The sequence below is a fragment of the Aquirufa echingensis genome (assembly GCF_042714525.1).
Taxonomy (GTDB): domain Bacteria; phylum Bacteroidota; class Bacteroidia; order Cytophagales; family Spirosomataceae; genus Aquirufa; species Aquirufa echingensis.
This window is the reverse complement of record NZ_JBBKYA010000002.1, coordinates 282,319-302,228: the sequence shown is the minus strand read 5'-3', so window position 1 is coordinate 302,228 and position 19,910 is coordinate 282,319. Positions and strand designations below refer to the sequence as shown.

At 41.0% G+C, this 19,910-nt stretch carries 14 protein-coding genes; 8 read left to right on the top strand and 6 right to left on the bottom strand.

What is annotated here, in order from left to right:
* The first annotated feature begins 66 nt into the window (after nt 1–66).
* The 4 genes from SKC38_RS03955 (at nt 67) to SKC38_RS03940 (ending at nt 7,748) form a co-directional block, all read left to right on the top strand.
* Nucleotides 67–2,520 carry a ribonucleoside-diphosphate reductase subunit alpha gene (locus tag SKC38_RS03955; RefSeq protein WP_377975293.1) on the top strand — a complete coding sequence of 818 codons (2,454 nt, stop codon included), beginning with the start codon at nt 67–69 and terminating at the stop codon, nt 2,518–2,520.
* A 75-nt stretch (nt 2,521–2,595) separates the two neighbouring features.
* The gene (locus SKC38_RS03950) at nt 2,596–4,188 is read left to right on the top strand and encodes a glycosyltransferase family 39 protein (RefSeq protein ID WP_377975292.1); all 1,593 of its coding nucleotides are present in this window, start codon (nt 2,596–2,598) and stop codon (nt 4,186–4,188) included.
* A 7-nt stretch (nt 4,189–4,195) separates the two neighbouring features.
* Entirely contained in the window at nt 4,196–4,828 is a 633-nt protein-coding gene (locus SKC38_RS03945; protein ID WP_377975290.1) for a lysoplasmalogenase, read from the top strand.
* 10 nt (nt 4,829–4,838) lie between these two features.
* Nucleotides 4,839–7,748 (top strand): FAD-binding and (Fe-S)-binding domain-containing protein, encoded by a 2,910-nt coding sequence (locus SKC38_RS03940; RefSeq protein WP_377975288.1) that lies wholly within the window; start codon nt 4,839–4,841, stop codon nt 7,746–7,748.
* On the opposite strand, the gene nagB is transcribed toward SKC38_RS03940, so the two are convergent.
* On the bottom strand, nt 7,745–9,646 hold the full coding sequence (nagB, locus tag SKC38_RS03935) for a glucosamine-6-phosphate deaminase (protein WP_377975286.1): 1,902 nt from the start codon (nt 9,644–9,646) through the stop codon (nt 7,745–7,747). The two genes, SKC38_RS03940 and nagB, sit on opposite strands and share 4 nt — an antisense overlap.
* Before the next feature lie 11 nt (nt 9,647–9,657).
* The gene (locus SKC38_RS03930; protein ID WP_377975285.1) at nt 9,658–9,867 is read right to left on the bottom strand and encodes a helix-turn-helix transcriptional regulator; all 210 of its coding nucleotides are present in this window, start codon (nt 9,865–9,867) and stop codon (nt 9,658–9,660) included.
* A gap of 165 nt (nt 9,868–10,032) precedes the next feature.
* On the opposite strand from SKC38_RS03930, the gene SKC38_RS03925 reads away from it, so the two are divergent.
* Complete coding sequence (locus SKC38_RS03925) at nt 10,033–12,408, top strand: TonB-dependent receptor (RefSeq protein WP_377975283.1); 2,376 nt, start codon at nt 10,033–10,035, stop codon at nt 12,406–12,408.
* A 1-nt stretch (nt 12,409) separates the two neighbouring features.
* The gene (locus SKC38_RS03920) at nt 12,410–13,315 is read left to right on the top strand and encodes a DUF4249 domain-containing protein (RefSeq protein ID WP_377975281.1); all 906 of its coding nucleotides are present in this window, start codon (nt 12,410–12,412) and stop codon (nt 13,313–13,315) included.
* A 1-nt stretch (nt 13,316) separates the two neighbouring features.
* Here SKC38_RS03920 and porT read toward each other — a convergent pair whose 3' ends face one another.
* The 4 genes from porT to SKC38_RS03900 form a co-directional block, all read right to left on the bottom strand.
* A complete protein-coding gene (gene porT / locus SKC38_RS03915; protein ID WP_377975279.1) occupies nt 13,317–13,994 on the bottom strand; it encodes a type IX secretion/gliding motility protein PorT/SprT in 678 nt (225 codons plus the stop codon).
* Nucleotides 13,995–13,996: 2 nt separating this feature from the next.
* On the bottom strand, nt 13,997–14,722 hold the full coding sequence (gene ubiE / locus SKC38_RS03910) for a bifunctional demethylmenaquinone methyltransferase/2-methoxy-6-polyprenyl-1,4-benzoquinol methylase UbiE (protein WP_377975277.1): 726 nt from the start codon (nt 14,720–14,722) through the stop codon (nt 13,997–13,999).
* 76 nt (nt 14,723–14,798) lie between these two features.
* Nucleotides 14,799–15,725 carry an AEC family transporter gene (locus tag SKC38_RS03905; RefSeq protein ID WP_377975275.1) on the bottom strand — a complete coding sequence of 309 codons (927 nt, stop codon included), beginning with the start codon at nt 15,723–15,725 and terminating at the stop codon, nt 14,799–14,801.
* Entirely contained in the window at nt 15,722–16,945 is a 1,224-nt protein-coding gene (locus SKC38_RS03900) for a sensor histidine kinase (protein WP_377975274.1), read from the bottom strand. Before SKC38_RS03900 ends, SKC38_RS03905 begins: the two co-directional genes overlap by 4 nt.
* A gap of 137 nt (nt 16,946–17,082) precedes the next feature.
* Here SKC38_RS03900 and SKC38_RS03895 point away from each other — a divergent pair, with 137 nt between their 5' ends.
* Nucleotides 17,083–17,424, top strand: coding sequence for a PadR family transcriptional regulator (locus SKC38_RS03895; RefSeq protein WP_377975272.1), 342 nt, complete (start codon nt 17,083–17,085; stop codon nt 17,422–17,424).
* A 10-nt stretch (nt 17,425–17,434) separates the two neighbouring features.
* Entirely contained in the window at nt 17,435–19,888 is a 2,454-nt protein-coding gene (locus tag SKC38_RS03890) for a PspC domain-containing protein (protein WP_377975270.1), read from the top strand.
* The last annotated feature ends 22 nt before the right edge of the window (nt 19,889–19,910 follow it).

The following is a 19,910-nucleotide window of genomic DNA, read 5'->3' as shown; positions in this document are numbered from 1 at the left end:
CTTATTATTGTGTTTAGTTTAGCTTGTAACAAATTGATTATTCTAATTTATATTTTATAGAAACACATGTACGTAATTAAAAGAGACGGTCGTCGCGAATCTGTCAAATTTGACAAAATCACAGCTCGTATAGAGAAGTTGTGTTACAGCTTGGATCCATTTTTTGTTCAACCTTTAGAGGTGGCAAGAAAGGTTATTTCGGGTTTATATGATGGGGTTAAGACGACTGAATTGGATAATTTAGCAGCGGAAACTGCGGCTTCTTTGACAACAAAGCACCCAGATTACGCAACACTAGCTGCGCGTATCGCCATCTCAAACCTCCACAAAAACACGTTAAAGTCGTTTTCTGCAACAATGAAGCGCCTTTACACATACATTGATCCGAAGACGGGTCAAAATGCGGCATTGCTTTCTAAGGAGGTTTTTGACATCATTAAGAAGAATGCAGTAGAATTAGATGAAGCGATTATCTATGACCGGGATTTCGGTTATGATTACTTCGGTTTCAAAACATTAGAGAAGTCTTATTTATTGAAGTTGGATGGAGCGATCGCAGAGCGCCCACAACACATGTTGATGCGTGTGGCTGTAGGTATTCACGGAGCTGACATCGCAGCAGCAATTCATACTTATAATTTATTGTCGGAGCGTTGGTTCACACACGCAACGCCAACCTTGTTTAACGCAGGTACTCCGAAGCCTCAAATGTCGTCATGTTTCTTGCTAGCAATGCAAGATGATTCAATTGAAGGAATCTATGATACCTTGAAGCAAACGGCTAAGATTTCACAGTCGGCAGGAGGTATCGGTTTGAGCATTCACAACGTGCGTGCTACAGGTTCATATATCAAAGGGACGAATGGTACATCGAATGGTATTATTCCTATGTTACGTGTATTCAATGATACAGCACGTTATGTGGATCAAGGGGGTGGAAAGCGTAAAGGATCGTTTGCGATTTATTTAGAGCCATGGCATGCGGATGTGTTCGATTTCTTGGAATTGAAGAAAAACCACGGAAAAGAAGAAATGCGTGCGCGTGACTTATTCTATGCCTTGTGGATTCCAGATTTGTTCATGAAGCGTGTAGAAAGCAATGAAGAGTGGTCATTGTTCTGTCCACATGAGTGTCCAGGTCTTTCTGATGCTTACGGTGAGGAATTTGAGGCATTGTATCACAAGTACGAATTAGAAGGCAAAGCACGTGCTACCGTGAAGGCGCAAGAGCTTTGGTTTAAAGTACTAGAGTCGCAAACGGAAACAGGTACACCTTACATGTTATACAAAGACCATGCGAACAATAAATCAAATCAGAAGAATTTAGGTACAATCAAGTCTTCGAACTTGTGTACTGAAATCATGGAGTATACATCGAAAGATGAGGTAGCTGTATGTAATCTTGCTTCTTTGGCCTTGCCTAAGTATGTTCGTACGAACGAGCAAGGGGTGTCTGAGTTTGATCACGCGAAATTGTATGAAGTAACGAAGGCTGCAACGGTCAACTTGAACAAGATTATTGATGTTAACTACTACCCAGTTCCTGAAGCGCGTAATTCAAACTTACGTCACCGTCCTATCGGTTTAGGAGTACAAGGTTTAGCGGATGTGTTCATTATGTTGCGTATGCCATTCGAATCGGCAGAAGCACAACAATTGAACAAAGATATTTTTGAGACGATTTATTTCGCTGCGATGGAAGCTTCGATGGAGCTTGCGAAGGTAGAAGGTCCTTACTCAACATGGGAAGGTTCTCCAATCTCGAAAGGTATTTTCCAATTTGATATGTGGAATGTAACTCCATCTTCAGGAAACTGGGATTGGGAAAAATTACGCCAACAAGTTGTGGAGCACGGTGTACGTAACTCCTTGTTAGTTGCTCCAATGCCGACGGCTTCTACAAGCCAAATCTTGGGTAATAACGAATGTTTTGAGCCATATACATCGAATATCTACGCACGTCGTGTGTTGTCTGGTGAGTTCGCTGTTGTGAATAAGCACTTGTTGAAGGACTTGATCAAATTGAACTTGTGGAATGAAACAATGAAAAATAAGTTGATCTCTGCCAACGGATCGGTTCAAAACATCCCAGAGATTCCACAAAACTTGAAAGATCTTTACAAGACTGTTTGGGAGATTAAGCAAAAAACCATCTTAGAAATGGCCGCAGATCGTGGCGCTTATATCTGTCAATCTCAAAGTTTAAATATCCACATTCAAGATGTGAACTTTGGTAAATTAACGTCGATGCACTTCCACGCTTGGAAGTTAGGTTTGAAGACTGGTATGTATTACTTACGTACGAAAGCTGCAGCAGACGCGATTAAGTTTACAATCGAGAAACAAGCAGAGGTGGCAATCGAGCAATCGAATGATGTGCACGAAACAGAACTGCAATATGCTGCACATGCAGCACAAGCAGCTGCGGCAGCCTCGTTCCAAACAGATGATGCTCAAAACCGCGCTGACATGACATGTTCTTTGGACAATCCCGAAGCATGTGAGGCTTGTGGATCATAAAAATGTTTTTAACTAGCTAATGAAAATCACCTAATTCCCGGATTAGGTGATTTTTCATTTTAACTAATTGGTATAATGCAGAACAAACTATACATCTTCATTGCCTTTGCCGCGTTAATGATTTTAGCCTGTTTTATTCGGGTGCATAGTATCGACCGATTTAGTCTCTTTGGTGATGAAAAACAAAGTGTATTGATTGGCGTTGCAAATACAAACATCAGTGGAATGTCTAATGTGCTCAAGGAGGGTAAAACTTTTACCCCGAGTGATTTCTGGGCAGACCGTGGTATATCTTCTTGGTTGGATGCAGATGCTCGCGGAGATGTAAGTGGAAATAGTTTAGTGCATGATATGATGCTTAAAGTATTTGCCAATCTATTTGGCCGTTCTGACGCCGTGTTTAGAGGAGTCTCTGTTTTTTTTAATCTGCTAACCGTTTGGTTGCTTTTTTATTGGTATCGTAAAATGTTTGCCGGCCAATCGCGCTGGCAATTGCTTGTCTTAGTACTGGCTGTAATCGAGCCCTTTTTTGTAATATATAGCCAACAGGCGCGTAATTATACGACTTCTATTTTTTTCTCAACGCTATCCAACTATTTTTTCTGGGTACTCGTGATGAAACAAAATGGACCAGCTAATCGCAGAAAATACGTAATAGGGTGGATCCTTGCCTCCACATGCGCTTTGTTTTCAACCTATTTGACTGCACTTGTACTCGTGGGTCAAGGGCTTTATTTATGCATGCGTTTCCCAACAAAAAAAGTATTTTTCACAATGCTTTTTGGGGGTATAATCGCTGCTTTACCCATGTTGTTGTGGATATTGATAGGGCCTGGGAAGCATTTTTTAGGTTATCAAGCAGATGCAGCGGCTAAATATTTGCTATATATTCAAGAAAATGGTCCTATAGCTGGTTGGATCGAACCAAGTACACTAGGAAATTTGACAAAGCGAACCATCTCAATCGTGAGTGATCAGTTTCTTTGGACAAATGATATTTACCTGAAAAAAGGATATCGCTTCGGTGGTGTTGCGCTACTACTTTTTAGCTATGGTGTTTATCGATGGTTGAATGTTGAGGGAAAACAATTGGTCAATTTCTATCTTTTCTGCTTGATTCAAATTTTTTTACCAATCATTGTGTTAATCGCTGCTGCGATAAACGCGGGAACAACTACAGGCTTTTTTATTCGATATGCTAGTTTTGCATTGCCATTAGGAATTTTTGTATCAGTTGGATATTTAAAACATTTGTTCAATCAAACAATTTGGATTCGCGTTTTAGCGAGTCTCTATATCTTTATTCAAATGTATTTCCAAGTCGAAATTTTTAGGGCATTGTATAGCGATTCTCCTCAGAAGTATACGTTTTCAAATAATCGTGCTTCAAATCCTTATCCTCGGATTGCATCAAAAATTATCGATTTATATCAACCGGGTGATACGGTAATTTATCCATCAGTACAGCGTGTGGCATTTTCTCAAAATGATACGTTAATACGAGTTTATAATACAGCTGATGCTCAATTAGTTAATTTGTACTTGCCGGAAAATGCGAGCTATCTTCAAAAAATCGAAATAAATAATCAAGATTCGATATTAATAAAAAGGCCAAATGGTAAGGTCGTTTTATTATTTGATTTTAGTAAAAATCCTCATAGGTATTAGTATAAAAATGAAGCAGAAAAAGATATTGATGGCTTATTTTGTAATCGGAGCGTTGGAATTGCTTTCCCCGCTTATTTCATCTTCTATTCGCTATGCGACTAAGCCCTTGTTGATGATTTTGCTAGGTATTTATGTCTATGCGTATAATTTAAAATCCGCATCACGCAATGGCCTCCTGTTTACCTTGCTTTTTGCTTGGTTAGGGGATGTTTTTCTCTTAATTCCGGGTGATTCTGCGTTATATTTCCAATTAGGCTTAGGATCTTTCTTGGTTATGCAAATTGCCTATATTCGACAGTTTGTCAAGCTTGGTGCACTACGTTGGTCCTATTTTTTGATTCCTGTTTTGATTTATGTCATCGGATTTTTAGGCTTTTTATTTCCAAATCTTCCTGCAGCCTTGGTGCCACCTGTCGTTGTCTATGCCTTGGCTTTGGGCTCCATGCTGTATTTTGCTTTTCAAATTCCTAATATCAAACTCCGTTGTGGCGCTTTTTTATTCGTAGTTTCTGATAGCTTATTAGCTTTTGGTAAGTTTTATTTTGAATATCCGTGGAATTCCTTTGCGGTCATGTCCACTTATATTCTAGCTCAATTGCTACTAATCCGCGCTTTGTGTAAATTGCATCTTCAGCGATAATTACACGTACATGGATGCTCAAGTTCTTAATCAATTAGCAAGTCAATTACAAGGTGCTTTGCACACGGATAACGTGATGCGAACATTGTATGCCACAGATGCATCCGCCTATCGGGAGATGCCTTTGGGCGTTGCGATTCCCGAAACGATTCAGGACATTGAGACCTTGATTCAATTTGCTGACCAACATCAAATTCCGTTGATCCCGCGTACCGCTGGTACTTCATTAGCCGGTCAAGTTGTGGGAAGTGGATTAGTCGTAGACGTTTCCAAACACTTCAATCGAATCCTAGAAGTAAATTCCGCAGAATCCTATGCATGGGTTGAGCCAGGTGTTGTACGTGATGTGTTGAATGTGGAATTGAAAAAACATGGATTGTTTTTCGGTCCTGAAACTTCAACGGCAAATCGTGCGATGATTGGCGGTATGCTTGGGAATAACTCTTGTGGTTCGAATTCCGTCGTTTACGGCTCTACGCGCGATCATATCTTGGAAGTTGAGGGCTATTTGTCGGACGGAACTTTCGTTCATTTTAAAGCCGAAGATCCGCATCAAACGGTACAAACATTGCAGCCGGGTTCTCGTTTGCATAATATTTATGCGCAGACATTGGCTGCCCTTTCGAATCCGAAAAATCAAAAAAATATCAACGACGAGTTTCCGAAGCCAAGTATTAAGCGTAGAAATACGGGGTATGCGGTGGATATGTTGTTAAATACAGATGCTTTTGTGGCTGATACGCCAGCTTTCAATTTTTGTGCACTTTTAGCGGGTTCAGAAGGAACTTTGTGTTTTGTGACACGTATCAAAGTTCATGTTGACCCTTTGCCACCGGCCCATTTGGGATTAGTTTGTGCGCATTTCAATAACATTGATGAGGCCTTACGCGCAAATTTGATTGCCTTGCGATTTAATCCATCTGCTTCCGAGTTGATGGACCATTATATTTTAGAGTGTACCAAAGCGAATGCGGAACAGAGTCAAAATCGCTTTTTCGTGGATGGCGATCCAGGTGCGATTCTGGTTGTGGAACTTCGTTCTGATAATGCCGATGATTTAGCTATTCAGGCGAAAGCCGTGGAAGAAGCGATGTTGGCCGAAAACCTCGGCTATCATTTCCCATTCGTGACGGGTGGAGATGTGAAAAAGGTTTGGGATTTGAGAAAAGCGGGTCTTGGTCTCTTGTCAAATTTGCCAGGTGACGAAAAAGCCGTTGCGGTAATTGAGGATACGGCGGTCGACGTGAATGACTTGCCTGCGTTTATTGCCGAGTTTAATGAGATCCTCTCCGAAAATAATTTGTATTGTGTACACTATGCCCACGCGGGTTCTGGGGAATTGCATCTTCGACCGATTATTAATTTAAAGACAGCAGAAGGCCATAAGCAATTCCGACACATTGCAGAGGAGATTGCTCATTTAGTGAAGAAATACCAAGGGTCTTTATCTGGCGAGCATGGTGATGGCCGTTTACGTGGTGAATTTATTCCTTGGATGGTAGGAGAGGCCAATTACCAATTGATGCGGGAGCTGAAATCTTGGTGGGATCCGAAGGGGATTTTTAATCCGAATAAGATTGTCGATACGCCTCCGATGGATACGTTTTTGCGTTATGAGGCAGGCCAACAAACTCCTGAATTTAAGACTGCCTTCCGTTATCAAGATCAAGATGTTTTGCAACATGCCGAGCAATGTAATGGTTCGGGGGATTGTCGGAAAACGCCTGTTTCCGGCGGTACGATGTGTCCGTCGTTTATGGCAACACGAAATGAAAAAGAAACAACACGTGCACGTGCCAATATTCTTCGGGAATTTTTAACACGCTCAACGCAAGCAAATCGCTTTAATCACAAAGAAATTAAGGAGGTGATGGATTTGTGTTTAGCTTGTAAGGGTTGTAAGGCAGAATGCCCTTCCAATGTTGATGTGGCTAAATTGAAGATGGAATTCTTGTACCAATACCAAAAGGAAAATGGTACACCATTACGCAGTTGGCTTGTGGGTCATTTTGCTTCCGTATCTTCTTATGCATCACGTGTACCTTTCCTCTATAATTTGGTGATGGGAACGCCTTTCTTACGTCGGATTTCTAACCGTATGGTCGGATTTCATCCGGAACGTACGATGCCATTAATGGCTAAACAAACTTTATGGTCATGGTTGAAAGGTCGTAAATCGATTCAATCTGCCAAAGCTGTTTATCTATTTGTGGATGAATTCACGAATTTCAATGATGCTGAAGTGGGACGTAAGGCCGTGTTATTACTTGAAGCCTTAGGATATGAGGTGCGTACCTTGCAGCATCCGATTTCTGGGCGTTCATTCTTGTCTAAGGGAATGCTGGATGAGGCACGTAATTTAGCTCAGAAAAATGTTGAGTTATGGTCGGGCTTAGCTACTGCTGAGACCCCTTTGGTAGGGATTGAGCCTTCCGCTATTTTGACTTTCCGCGATGAATATCCGGATTTAGTGTCGGATGCGTGGTTAGAGAAGGCGCAAGCTTTAAGTAAAAATGTATTGTTATTAGAAGAGTTTATTGCGCGGGAGGCGGATGCCAAACGAATTGATGCCAAGGCTTTTTCAAGCGAAAAGAAATTATTGAAGTTGCATGGGCATTGCCAACAAAAATCCATGAGTTCTTTGGTAGCCGCTAAAAAGGCTTTGTCTTTGCCGGCCAATTTTGAGGTTCAATTGATTCCTTCAGGATGTTGTGGGATGGCGGGTTCTTTTGGATATGAAAAAGAGCACTATGATTTATCCATGCAGATTGGGGAATTAGTGTTGTTCCCTACGGTGCGTTCTCAGCCTGCCGAAGTGGAGATTGTGGCTTCGGGTACGAGCTGCCGACATCAAATCCACGACGGTACGCAACGCCATGCGAAGCATACCGCCGAGGTGTTATTTGAGGCTTTGGCTTAGAATTTCCAACGAACAAAGGCTTCCATGGCCTCATATTCAGCTAAACCGAGTGCATTGTAAATTTGAGCAGTGCCTCGGTTTCTTTCTTCTGCACGTTGCCAGAATTCACGTGAATCTTCCCCTTGGAAAACGACACCGTCTTTTTGTGATTGGTGTTTGAAAATACCCATACGTTTTTTAAACACTTGGTCGGGAGACATGGGAACTGCCATTTCGATTTGGTCGATATCCCACTCAGCCCATGCGCCTTTGTACAACCAAACCCAGCAATTTTTCATGTATTCACGATGTTTTAAGCGTTGGATTGCCTCAAAAATGGCATCTAGGCAAACTTTATGTGTACCATGTGGATCCGCTAAATCGCCTGCTGCATAGATTTGATGCGGTTGGATTTCTTCGATGATATCCATAATTAATTGGATATCTTCTTCTCCGATGGGTTTCTTGCGAATAGTTCCTGTTTCATAGAAAGGCATGTGCAAGAAGTGTGCATTCTCCTTTTTGATGCCCACGAACCGACAGGTATTTTTTGCTTCGCCTTGTCGGATAAGGCCTTTAATTTCGCGAACGGCTGGAATATCTAATTCAGAATCTTTCTTGTTTTTTAAGAACTTAACAGCCTCCTTGTAGATTTTGTTGGCCTTGGCGTTCGAGCTTTCGAATTTTTCATTGAAGTCGACGACAAATTCCGCGAATCGTAAAGCTTCATCATCAGCAACGGCGATGTTTCCAGATGTTTGATAGACTACATGCACGTCGTGCCCTTGGTCATGCAAACGCTGGAAAGTTCCTCCCATGGAGATGATGTCATCATCCGGATGGGGGCTAAAAATGATGACTTTTTTCTTGGCAGGGAAAGCGCGTTCAGGCCTGTGTGTGTCATCCGCATTCGGTTTTCCGCCTGGCCAGCCTGTAATTGTATGTTGTAAGTAGTTGAATACTTCAATGTTGATGTCGTAGGCTTGTCCGTACAAAGAAAGCAAGTCCGACATACCATGTTCGTTGTAATCTTTACTCGTCAACTTTAATACGGGTTTCCCTAAATGAAGGGAAAGGTGGGTTACCGCCTTTTTAATCATGTTGCGGTCCCAAGTAACTGAATCGACCAACCAAGGAGTTTTGATGCGCGTCAATAGGGATGCAGCCGTTTCATCGAGAATGAAAAGTGTGTTCGGATGTTGCTGTAAATAAGTGGCAGGGATGTCAGATGTGATAGGACCTTCTACGGCTTTGGCGACACTTTGTGCTTTGTGCTCTCCCCAGGCTAATAAAACGATGCGTTTGGCTTGCATGATTTTATCAATTCCCAGTGTGATTGCACGCTTAGGTACTTTTTCTAATCCGCCAAAATCAATAGCTGCATCAATCTTCGTTGTGATGTCAAGTGTCATCAAACGTGTTTTGGAGTTGATGACCGAACCAGGTTCGTTGAAACCAATGTGTCCATTGCGGCCGATTCCAAGCAAGTAAAAGTCGAAACCACCTAGTTTTTCAATTTTGGCTTCGTAGTCCCGACAGAATTCTGGGATTTTTTCAATTGTTAATGTTCCATCCGGAATATGGTAATTTGTTACCGGTATATCAATGTGATCAAAGAGTTGTTCGCGCATAAATCGAACATAACTTTGTATTGAATCCGGTTCCATCGGATGATATTCGTCCAAATTGAAGGTGATGACATTTTTGAAGCTCAGGCCTTCTTCCTTGTGCATGCGGATGAGCTCTTGGTACACTTTTTTAGGGGATGATCCAGTCGCTAAGCCTAAAATTGTAGGCTTTCCCTCTTTGTTTTTTTGTCTAATAAGTGCTGCGATCTCGTGTGCAACGGCTTTTGAGGCTTTTTCTGAATCGTCAAAAATACGCGTTGGGATACGTTCAAAACTGATGGCTTGTTCCATAATGGTTCCGTTTAGAGGGATTTGGCTGATACGACAATGAAGTCGAGTTCTAGTGTTTCAAATAAGCGTAATATAGTTTTTATGGCAGGATTGCCTTTTCCTAATTCAATGGAATGAATGGTTTTTACGGCTACCCCGCTTTGCATACTAAGGTCTTCCTGTTTTAAGCGCAGGGCATTTCTTTTTTCGCGAATGATCTGACCAAAAATTGTTAAATCCATTTTTTTGATTCGTGTAGGGCAAATGTAATAAAAGTATTTGTTTTATTTTTTTTTCGGTAATATGTTACCATTGATTTTGTTAAATTCAATTAATTGTGATAATGTGATAGTCGGTAAAACTTTTAGGCCTAGTGGCAGTTATATTTGTGTTTTGAATTGAGCGATATGATTATTAGAAAAATAGTTTTGTGTTTTTTGAGTTTCTTGCCCTTGAGTTTAATAGCTCAGAAAGCTACATTGAGTGGTTATGTGAAGGATGCTTCGAATGGGGAAGGTTTGATCGGTGCAAGTATTTACATCAAAGAACTGAAGGTAGGAAATGTGACAAACACGTATGGCTTTTATAGTTTGTCTGTGCAGCCGGGTGAATTTACTTTAGTATTTTCCTCATCAGGATTTGCGAAACAGGAGCGCAAGGTGACATTTTCGGGTAAAAGTCAGACCTTAAACATTGAAATGCAGCCTGAGTCGAATGAATTAGCGGAGGTGAAAGTCTTGGCTAAGGCGGTTGATGAAAATGTGCGCGGTATTGAAATGTCGGTGAATAAAATTGATATTAAAACAATACGAAAAATTCCAGCCTTATTAGGTGAGGTTGATTTAGTTCGAGCGATTCAGTTGTTGCCAGGCGTATCTACGGTGGGAGAAGGAGCATCGGGTTTCAATGTGCGTGGTGGTGGAGTTGATCAAAACTTAGTTTTGCTTGACGATGCACCGGTTTACAATTCTTCGCATTTATTTGGCTTCTTTTCGGTCTTTAATCCGGATGCGGTCAAGGACGTTAAGTTATTTAAAGGTGGTATTCCATCGCAGTATGGTGGGCGTGTTTCATCGATTTTGGATGTGAAGATGAAGGAGGGGAATGCCAAAAAACTGGAAGTTAATGGAGGTATCGGAGTAATATTTTCTAGGCTTTCCATAGAAGCTCCATTAATCAAGGATAAGGCTTCTTTTATTGTTGCGGCTCGTCGGTCATATATTGATGTTTTAGCTCAGCCATTTTTGACGGGGAACAATGCCGATGCCGCATTTAATTTTTATGATTTGACTGCCAAAGTGAATTATAATATCAATACGAAGAATACTGTTTTCTTGTCGGGATATTTTGGTCGTGATGTCTTCGGGAATGGGTTTGGGTTTAATTGGGGAAATAGCACGATTTCAGCTCGGTGGAATCACGTGTTTTCTAATAAGTTATTCATGAACGCCACGACTTTCTATAGTAATTACGATTATTTGTTGGATTCTGATTTGAAAAACAAAAGACCATCGGATGCATTTCGGTGGACATCAAACATTAAGAACTTAAGTTTTAAGCCAGATTTTACCTATTATGTTAGTCCGGATAATACATTGACTTTTGGTGCGCAAGTATTGAGTTATCAATTCTCTCCAGGTAAAGCATCAGCTTCTTCCAATGGTGACAAACGAGAGTTTGGTCAGGTAGACAAGAGCGGCGTTGAACTTTCAGCCTACATCGGTGATGAATGGAAAATTAGTCCGCGTATTTCCATTCAATACGGAGTAAGGTATTCGAATTATGATTACAAGAGTGATAATGGGGAATATTACGAACGCGTTCCTGTGCCTGTGTCGATTGAAAACCCAACAGGTTATACGTTGAAATTGGTTCAAGTTTCACCTAAGAAATCGGTGGCGAATTATGGGAATTGGGAACCGCGGTTTGCGGCCAACTTAAAAGTAGGGGAAAACACATCCCTAAAAGCATCTTACAATCGTTTGGCGCAATATGTTCATTTGATGTCGAATACGGCTGCTTCTACACCTTTAGATGTTTGGACTTCATCTACCAACATCATCAAACCTCAGATTGCAGATCAAGTCGCTTTGGGCTTGTTTAAAAACTTGGGTGAAAGCGGCAACGATTATGAGACTTCGGTCGAAGTATATTACAAGGAAATGCAAAATCAAATTGATTATGCAGATCGGGCGAATTTATTTTTGAACCCATTGTTTGAAAAGGATTTGCTTTTCGGAAAAGGTCGTGCATACGGTGTTGAGTTTTTTGTAAAAAAGAATGTAGGAAAATTAACGGGCTGGTTGAGCTATACACTTGCCAGAACTGAACGATTAATCGAGGGTTTGAACAACAATGATTGGTATTTGAATCGTTATGACCGGACACATACGTTGAATGTTGTAGGCCAATATGCTTTGTCGGCCAAATGGTCATTGGGTGCCAATTTCGCCTACATCACTGGTGTTCCTTATTCGATTCCATCACAGAAATATATCTATGAGGGAATCGCTTATCCTCAGACAGCTGTAGGAACTCGTGGAAACATCCGTGTTCCGGATTACAATCGTCTTGATATTTCGGCAACGAAGAAAAATAAGAAAGCTTTGTTTGGTAAAGGGTCTTCTGAATGGGTATTCTCGGTTTACAATGTGTACAATCGGAAGAATCCATTCTCAATCTACACGCAAGCAAATGATACGAATACATTAAAAACGGAAGCGGTTCAATTGTCAATTATTGGATCTTTTGTACCTGCTGTCACTTATAATTTTACTTTTTAAGATGCGCTATTTCATCCTAATATTTTCGATTTTTTTATTTTCATGTGAAGAAGTTGTTACCTTGGATAGTCCTAAGTCCAATCATTATTTGGTGGTGGAATCTACCTTGACAAATTTGCCAGGTCCTCAGAAAATCATCTTGACACAATCTCAAGATTATTTTGACAATAGTAATGCGCCTGGGATAAAAGGAGCAGAGGTTGTGGTTAAAGATGATGCTTCCAATACATTTCGCTTTGTGGAAAGTGCAGAAAATCCAGGTGTCTATGTTTGGGCGCCATCTGCTTCCTCGCCGCAATTCGGCCAAGTAGGTAGAACCTATCAATTATCGGTGAAATCTGGAAATGACACCTTCATTGCTTCCGCAACCATGAATCCCGTTCCACCGATCGACTCGATCGCTTACAAAACCGCAACGGCCAACCCCCGTCAGTCAGGGGATGGAAAACCCAAAGAAGGTTTTGAGGCGCGTTGGTTTGCCAACGATCTTAAAGGAGAGGGCAGTTGCTACCGATTGAAATTTTATAAGAATGGCAAATTGTTTAATGCGGCATCCAACATTGTGGTGTTTTATGATTCTGCCTTGCAGAAAGTATCAGGAACGGATGGATTGATGTTCAATCTACCGATTCGGGCGGCGATTAATCCTGAACTATATGTAGCTAATGATAAAGTGAAAGTAGAGTTATTTTCGATATCACTGGACCAATTTAGTTTCTACTCGCAAGCCCGATTGGAATTAAACAATGCAGGTTTATTTTCACGACCTGCCGCGAATATTCCAAGCAACATCAAGAATACGAATAGCAACTCGAGTTTACAAGGTGCGGGTTGGTTCGGGGTGTCTGCAGTTAGTTCTTTAGAGACAAGTATTGACCCTAGCAAAGCGAGAAAGAATTTGCCTTAATTTATTCGAAGTTGATGACAAGCGTCACGGTATGTGAACGAATATCATTTAATCTACCGTATGGGCCGTTTACGGATGGAGGAACATACAGATTCATTAGCCCATGCGAAAACCGAATCTCAGGGGTGAATTTGAAAAACTGAAAATATTGTTCAAGGCCAAATCCATATTCGAGCGATAGGTCTACGGTATTCGCGCTTAAAGCCGTACTTTTTTTCTTGACATTGGCTTCGATACCTAACTTGAGTCCACCCATAACATACATGCGGTGATTTTTCCTTCTTAGCGACCGCAATTTCAATAATACGGGTACTTCTAGCCAAGTCGATTCTCTCCACAACGGGTTGTTGGCTTCACTTTTGAATTGGATTTCACGCTCATAAAGTGCGATATTAATGCCCGATTTTAGCTCCCAATGTTTGTCGAATGCATAATTCACAAGTCCCCCAATTTGAAATCCAAAATTACGTGGGGATCGAACGGAATCGATTGTACCTAAGATGTTTTGGTCTGCCTGCATGAAATAATTCGAAGACGCAAAGCCAAACAAGAAACCAAAGTGAATCGGTTTCTCATCGTAATATTCGTGAAATATACGCGTGTATTTGGTATGCTGTCCCCAAGATTGGAAGGTTAGCAATAACAAGCAACATGCTCCTATATTTCGAATGATGCGCACGATTATTTTGCTTTTTGGCCTAAATAAATGGAACAAATTCCTCCAGTCATGGGAATCCATTGCGTTTTTGAAAATCCACAAGATTCATAAATCTTAATGAAATCAGGGCCGTCTGGAAACGCTTGAACTGACTCAGGCAGGTAAGTATATGCCGCAGGATCTTTGGAAATAAGCTTGCCCAATAGCGGTAGACAATATTTCGAATAGAAATTATAAAGTTGCTTCATTGGGAAATGTCTCGGATTCGAAAATTCTAAGATGAGGCAATAGCCTCCCGGTTTTAACACCCGAAACATGTCTTTTAGTCCTTTTTCCAAGGTTTCATAATTACGTACACCAAAACTAACGGTGATCGCATCGAAACTATTGTCGGAAAATGGAAGTTTTTCTGAATCGCCTAATTGCAAGGTGATTTTATCTTCCAATCCCATTTTCTTGATTTTCTCTTTTCCAAAGGCCAACATGCCTTCTGAGATATCGACTCCTACTATTTTTTCAGGGTTGATTTTTAATGCCTCGATTGCGAAGTCGCCGGTACCCGTGGCGATATCCAATACTTTCTTGATGCCTTTGTTCTTAAGTAATTTGATCGCTTTTCGTCTCCAAATAATATCGATCCCCCCACTTAATAAATGGTTTAGGAAGTCGTATTTATGTGAAATGGAATTGAACATGTCAGCGACTTGTTCTTTTTTACCTTTGTTTTGATTTTTGTAGGGAACGACCATAGCATTGATTGATTTGCCTAGTCCTAACGTTGATGTTCGGCAAATTGTTTACACAAAAATACCAATTTTATTTGGTTTAATGGGGCGCCATGCTGAAAATACCCACTAGGGTCCACATGATGACAAAGCTAATTAGCATTGAGAAATTGACGATGGCTGCCGCGATTCCCGTGTCGAAATTTAGTTCATCTGAATAGGTGATGAGTGTCATGCCTGCGGGAAGGATCAAGCAGATGAGCAACATGTTGCGGTATTGAAATTCGAATGGGACGGTATAGTAAAGTAATAAACCGATGCTGAGTCCTAAAACATATCGTAAACCTAAGACCTGGAAAACTTTGGTATAGGCTGTTTTAGGCAATCGAACACTGAAGTAGATACCCATGAGCAACAAGACCATGGGTTTGTTGCCTTTAGCAATGGTGTCAATGATATCTGACGCAAGCGGTAGAACAGGTATTTTGAAAATATTGAAAGCTAATCCGATCAGCATCGCTTGAAACGGCGGGAGCGTAAATATCTTTTTTAATACATGCTTGTAAGGGTTTTTTGTGCCATGATTCCCTGCCAAATAGGTGCCCATGCCGTAATTCACCATGAAGTTGATAACAGAATTCCCCAAATCAAACATGATCGCATAAGTCAATCCTTCCCATCCCCAAATGCCTTCAATAAGTGGGTAGGCGAATAATCCGAGGTTCCAACCGGCTGATCCCATCGTTAAAATTCCACGATGCGTGGGTGCTTCTTTCTTGAAAAATAGAAATCCTATATAGGAAGAAAGAAAGCCAAATAACATGGCGATTAAGGGGAGCCAACCTAAAGCAGCGGACAGTTTGACCTTCAACATGGTTGTAAAGACCAATGCCGGAAAGGTTGTGTGCATTAAGAATTTGGAAATGGATTTCGCATCTTGGGGTTCAATGAATTTGAGGCTTTTCAACAGATAGCCAATTCCAATGATGATTAATGCGGATCCGAAGACCAAGTTGGTCGTGTTCATGCGTCCTTATTCGGTGGTTTAGGGAGTGAAATCCGGAATGTACTTCCTTTATTGATTTCGGTTGATTTTAAAGTTAGTTTGCCTTGATGGTAATTTTCCACGATACGTTTCGCAAGTGTCAGGCCAAGGCCCCATCCACGTTTTTTGGTACTGTAACCTGGGTTGAATATTTTGGACATATTCGCCGGGATAATTCCTTTCCCGGTGTCAGAAATGTCGATATGAATCATGTTGTTTTTCCCTTCGTGCAGGTAAATCAACATATCGCCCGTTCCGCTCATCGCATCTACTGCATTTTTACAGATGTTTTCAATGACCCATTCAAACAAATATTTATTGACATTCGCTAATTGACCCGGTACCAATGACGATTTAATTTCAATGTATACTTTCGTCGAAATTCGAATTTTCAGGTAATTGATGAAGCTGGAAATCAACTCCTCTAAATCCTCTTCCTTCAAGATTGGGGTCGATCCAATATTCGAGAAACGAGTCGTAATCGTCTCGAGGCGTTGGATATCTTTTCCAAGTTCGACGACTATTTCCGGATTGATGTTTGGTTCATTCCGTAGGATTTCAACCCACGCGGTCAAGGAGGAAAGGGGCGTACCCAATTGATGGGCTGTTTCTTTGGCCAAACCTACCCAGACGCGATTCTGTTCTGCACGTCTTGAATATGAGAAGAAAATATAGCCCAAGAAGCCCACAATCAAAACGACTAGTAATTGAGATAGCGGGTAGTAGCGTAAAAGTTTTAGAAGCTTGGAATTCCCATAATAGATGTATTCCTTTTGAAAACCCATGTCCATTTCAATGGGTTTGTTGTTTTCTGCTATAATTTCCTTGAGTTTGGCTTGCAATAAAACCTGCTTTTGCTCAATGTCAATCGCGTCTGGCATGGCGATATTTATTGAGTTTAAGTGTCCGCTACCATCTTTCCAAATTACCGGAATCGTGTTGTTTTCATTGATCTTTTTGATTCGCTCAAAGAAAAAATTGATGTCGGCATTCTCATCACTCGTCATTACATAGCGAATGGTTTCCGCATATAATTCGATCTGTTGCTTCTCGCGCTCCTCTAGTTTGTTCACCAAACCATCCGTGAAATACAAGGAAAACCCCGCCATAAATACACAGACGGCAAAGAAGGCTACCTTCAACCAGGTGTCTCGGTTGTAGAAAGCAAGCGGTAAAGCAACTTCTTTGGTTAATATTTTCATGAGAACTGATGCATTTAAGCCATTCCTCACAAATTACTCACCGTTTATCCATAAATCAAAAATATTTTTTCTAAGGTACTTTGTATTACATAGTACCTTTTATACCTTTGACCTATTAAATAAACAAACACAAACCGATGGATATTGAAAATGCCAAGGTGCAGATGCGGAAAGGGATTTTAGAATTCTGTATTCTGCAGATTATTTCAAGGGGTGAGGTTTATGCCTCTACCATGCTGACGGAATTAACCTCAGCGAAAATCATGGTTGTCGAAGGAACCTTATATCCTTTGTTGACCCGTCTAAAGAATGCCGGATTTCTCGATTACAAATGGGTCGAGTCGGCATCAGGTCCGCCGAGAAAATATTATGTATTAACCGAAAAAGGGGAGACCTTTTTATCGGAATTACATGGAACCTGGGATGATTTGCAAAGCTCAGTTTCTCAAATCATTCATCCTCAAACTTCCCAAGCATAATTATACGTTTATGAAAAAGACCTTATCAATTAATATCGCTGGCATCGTTTTCCATATTGAGGAAGATGCATTTGCTACGCTGGATGCTTATTTGAAATCCATCCATGCATATTTCCAAAACTTTGAAGGCTCGAAAGAAATCATTGATGACATTGAAGCAAGTGTTGCAGAGAAGTTTTGGAATATTCGAGAGTCAGAGAAAACGGAGGCCATTACACAAGTTCATGTAGATGCGTTAATTGCTTCTTTAGGAACGGTAGCAGATTTTAAAGAAATTGAAACCGAAGAAGGGAAAACGGAACAGCATAAAACGGATGCTAAACAGGATTCAGGTGCTAAGAAGGTTTTTCGTCGGGATTTGACCAACAAGAAATTGGGTGGTGTCGCATCTGGTGCGGCTAACTATTTTGAGATTGATCCTATCTGGGTTCGTTTGATTTTAATCGTTTCGTTCTTTGGACTTTTTCCCTTATTACATGCGGCTAATCTTGTATTCTGGGTTTATGTAGCATGCTGGATTGCTATCCCAGGTGAGGTAACGGTGGAAACGGATAAGTCTTATCGTAAGTTTTATCGCGATCCGGAGAACAAAGTGGTTGGCGGTGTGATGGCCGGAATATCCGCTTATACCGGTTGGGATGTAGGCTTATTGCGTGTCTTAGCCGTTATTTCCTTATTCTTTTTCGGTACCGGCGCGGCAGCTTATCTGATTATCATGGCAATCACGCCTGAGGCCAAATCGGTTACCGATAAAATGGCGATGACGGGGGAGCCCATTACTTTGGAGAATATTGAAAAGAATATCAAGGAAACGTTTCAGCCGGATTCAGTGGAGGAAAAACCCTTGACGCGTTTATTGCTTTTCCCTTTCAGGACTTTAGCAACTATTTTTACGGCGCTCAAGCCTGTTTTGATGGGTGTTAAATGGTTTGTTCAATACCTCGTAGGTGTCGTTTTATTAATTATCGCAATCGCATTTGCCGTTTCCTTAGTTGTACTCACTACGGCTGGTATTTCAGGATTTGATCATGGTCAGATTGGCCTAGCATTTGGTGAGGTGATTCCGATTTATTTGTTGGCTCAAGATCTACCGGCATGGTCTATTTGGGCGGCTTATGCTGCCGTAATTCCGATGATTGTTGGAATTGGAATCGGTGGATTGTCTTTATTATTGAATCGTAAATTGACAAACTCAACTTATAAATACATTTCTACAACCATGGCGATTGTAGGTTGGGTCGGCTTGTTTGCTGCCTTTAGTTTTGTGGGGCGTAATTTCCAACGGACGGCATCGGTGAATCAAATGAAAGAAATTACTGCTGATTCAACGTATGTATTGGACGTCAACCGCGAATCAAATGAAACAATCTGGGAGAAGTTGCTCGGGAATAATGTTATCACAGACGAATTGTTGGATGAGGATGAGCAACATGATTTTAATCGCGGAGGTTTCTCCCGTGCGCAAATTACGCTCGAAGGTTACGATGGGAAAACCATTCAGATTATTGAATTCGCCAAATCGAATGGTCGGACGCGGGCTGAAGCTGAGCAAAATGCCAAGGCCGTTCAATATCAGTATGCCGTGAAGGGAAATCAATTGGTTTTAGATAGTCATTTTGGTCTAAAAAATCTAAAATTTCGGAACCAACGTATGCGAGTGAAAATCTTGATTCCTTACGGTGTAACGTTTAGCATGACGCGTGAATTTGGGTATTTCATCGACAATGTGCTTGACAGCGGCTATTTCAATGAAGATAACGGTGACCAGTTTATCGGTTCAAAATGGGCTTTCTCCATGGAAAAAGGCTTGATTTGCCTAAATCGTAATCCAAAGCAATCGGATGATTCGAATTTCGATTCTTCAAATTCTGATGAGGATTCGTTTGATGCAGCTCCTGAAGCCCCTATAGCTCCAGCGGCTCCATCGAATTTTTCTATCTCCAAAACGCTTGAACCTTTCAGTGCAATTGAATTAAAGCATAGTGGTTCTGCATCGATCAATATCGTAAAAGGTAAAGAATTTAAAATTTCGTACCAGTCGGCAGAAGCATCTGCCGACTTCGGTCGACTGACAACTGTAAGCAATCGTACTTTGGTATTGAATGATATTCCGAATGGAATGACCGTTACGATTGAAACACCTTCGTTGAATAAAGTCGATTTAGGAGGTAATGGTCGGACGGAAATCAAAGGATTTGATGTCCCTTCTTTGGATGTTATTTTGCGTGATTTTCACAGTTTGACTTTGTCGGGTCATTCAAATGAACTGGCGGCAGCGGCATTTGATTCGTCAGAATTATTAGCGAGCAATTGGGAAACGAGTATCGCCCGTATTTCGGTTGGTAATCAAGCAAAGATGGATTTGAATGTTAAAAAAAGCATCAAAGGAAAGAAAGCTGAACGCGCGGATTTGACCTATAAGTCCTATCCGAAACTACAAGTTTCTTTCGCGAAAAATAAATAATTCCGCAGGCATGCAACGAAGC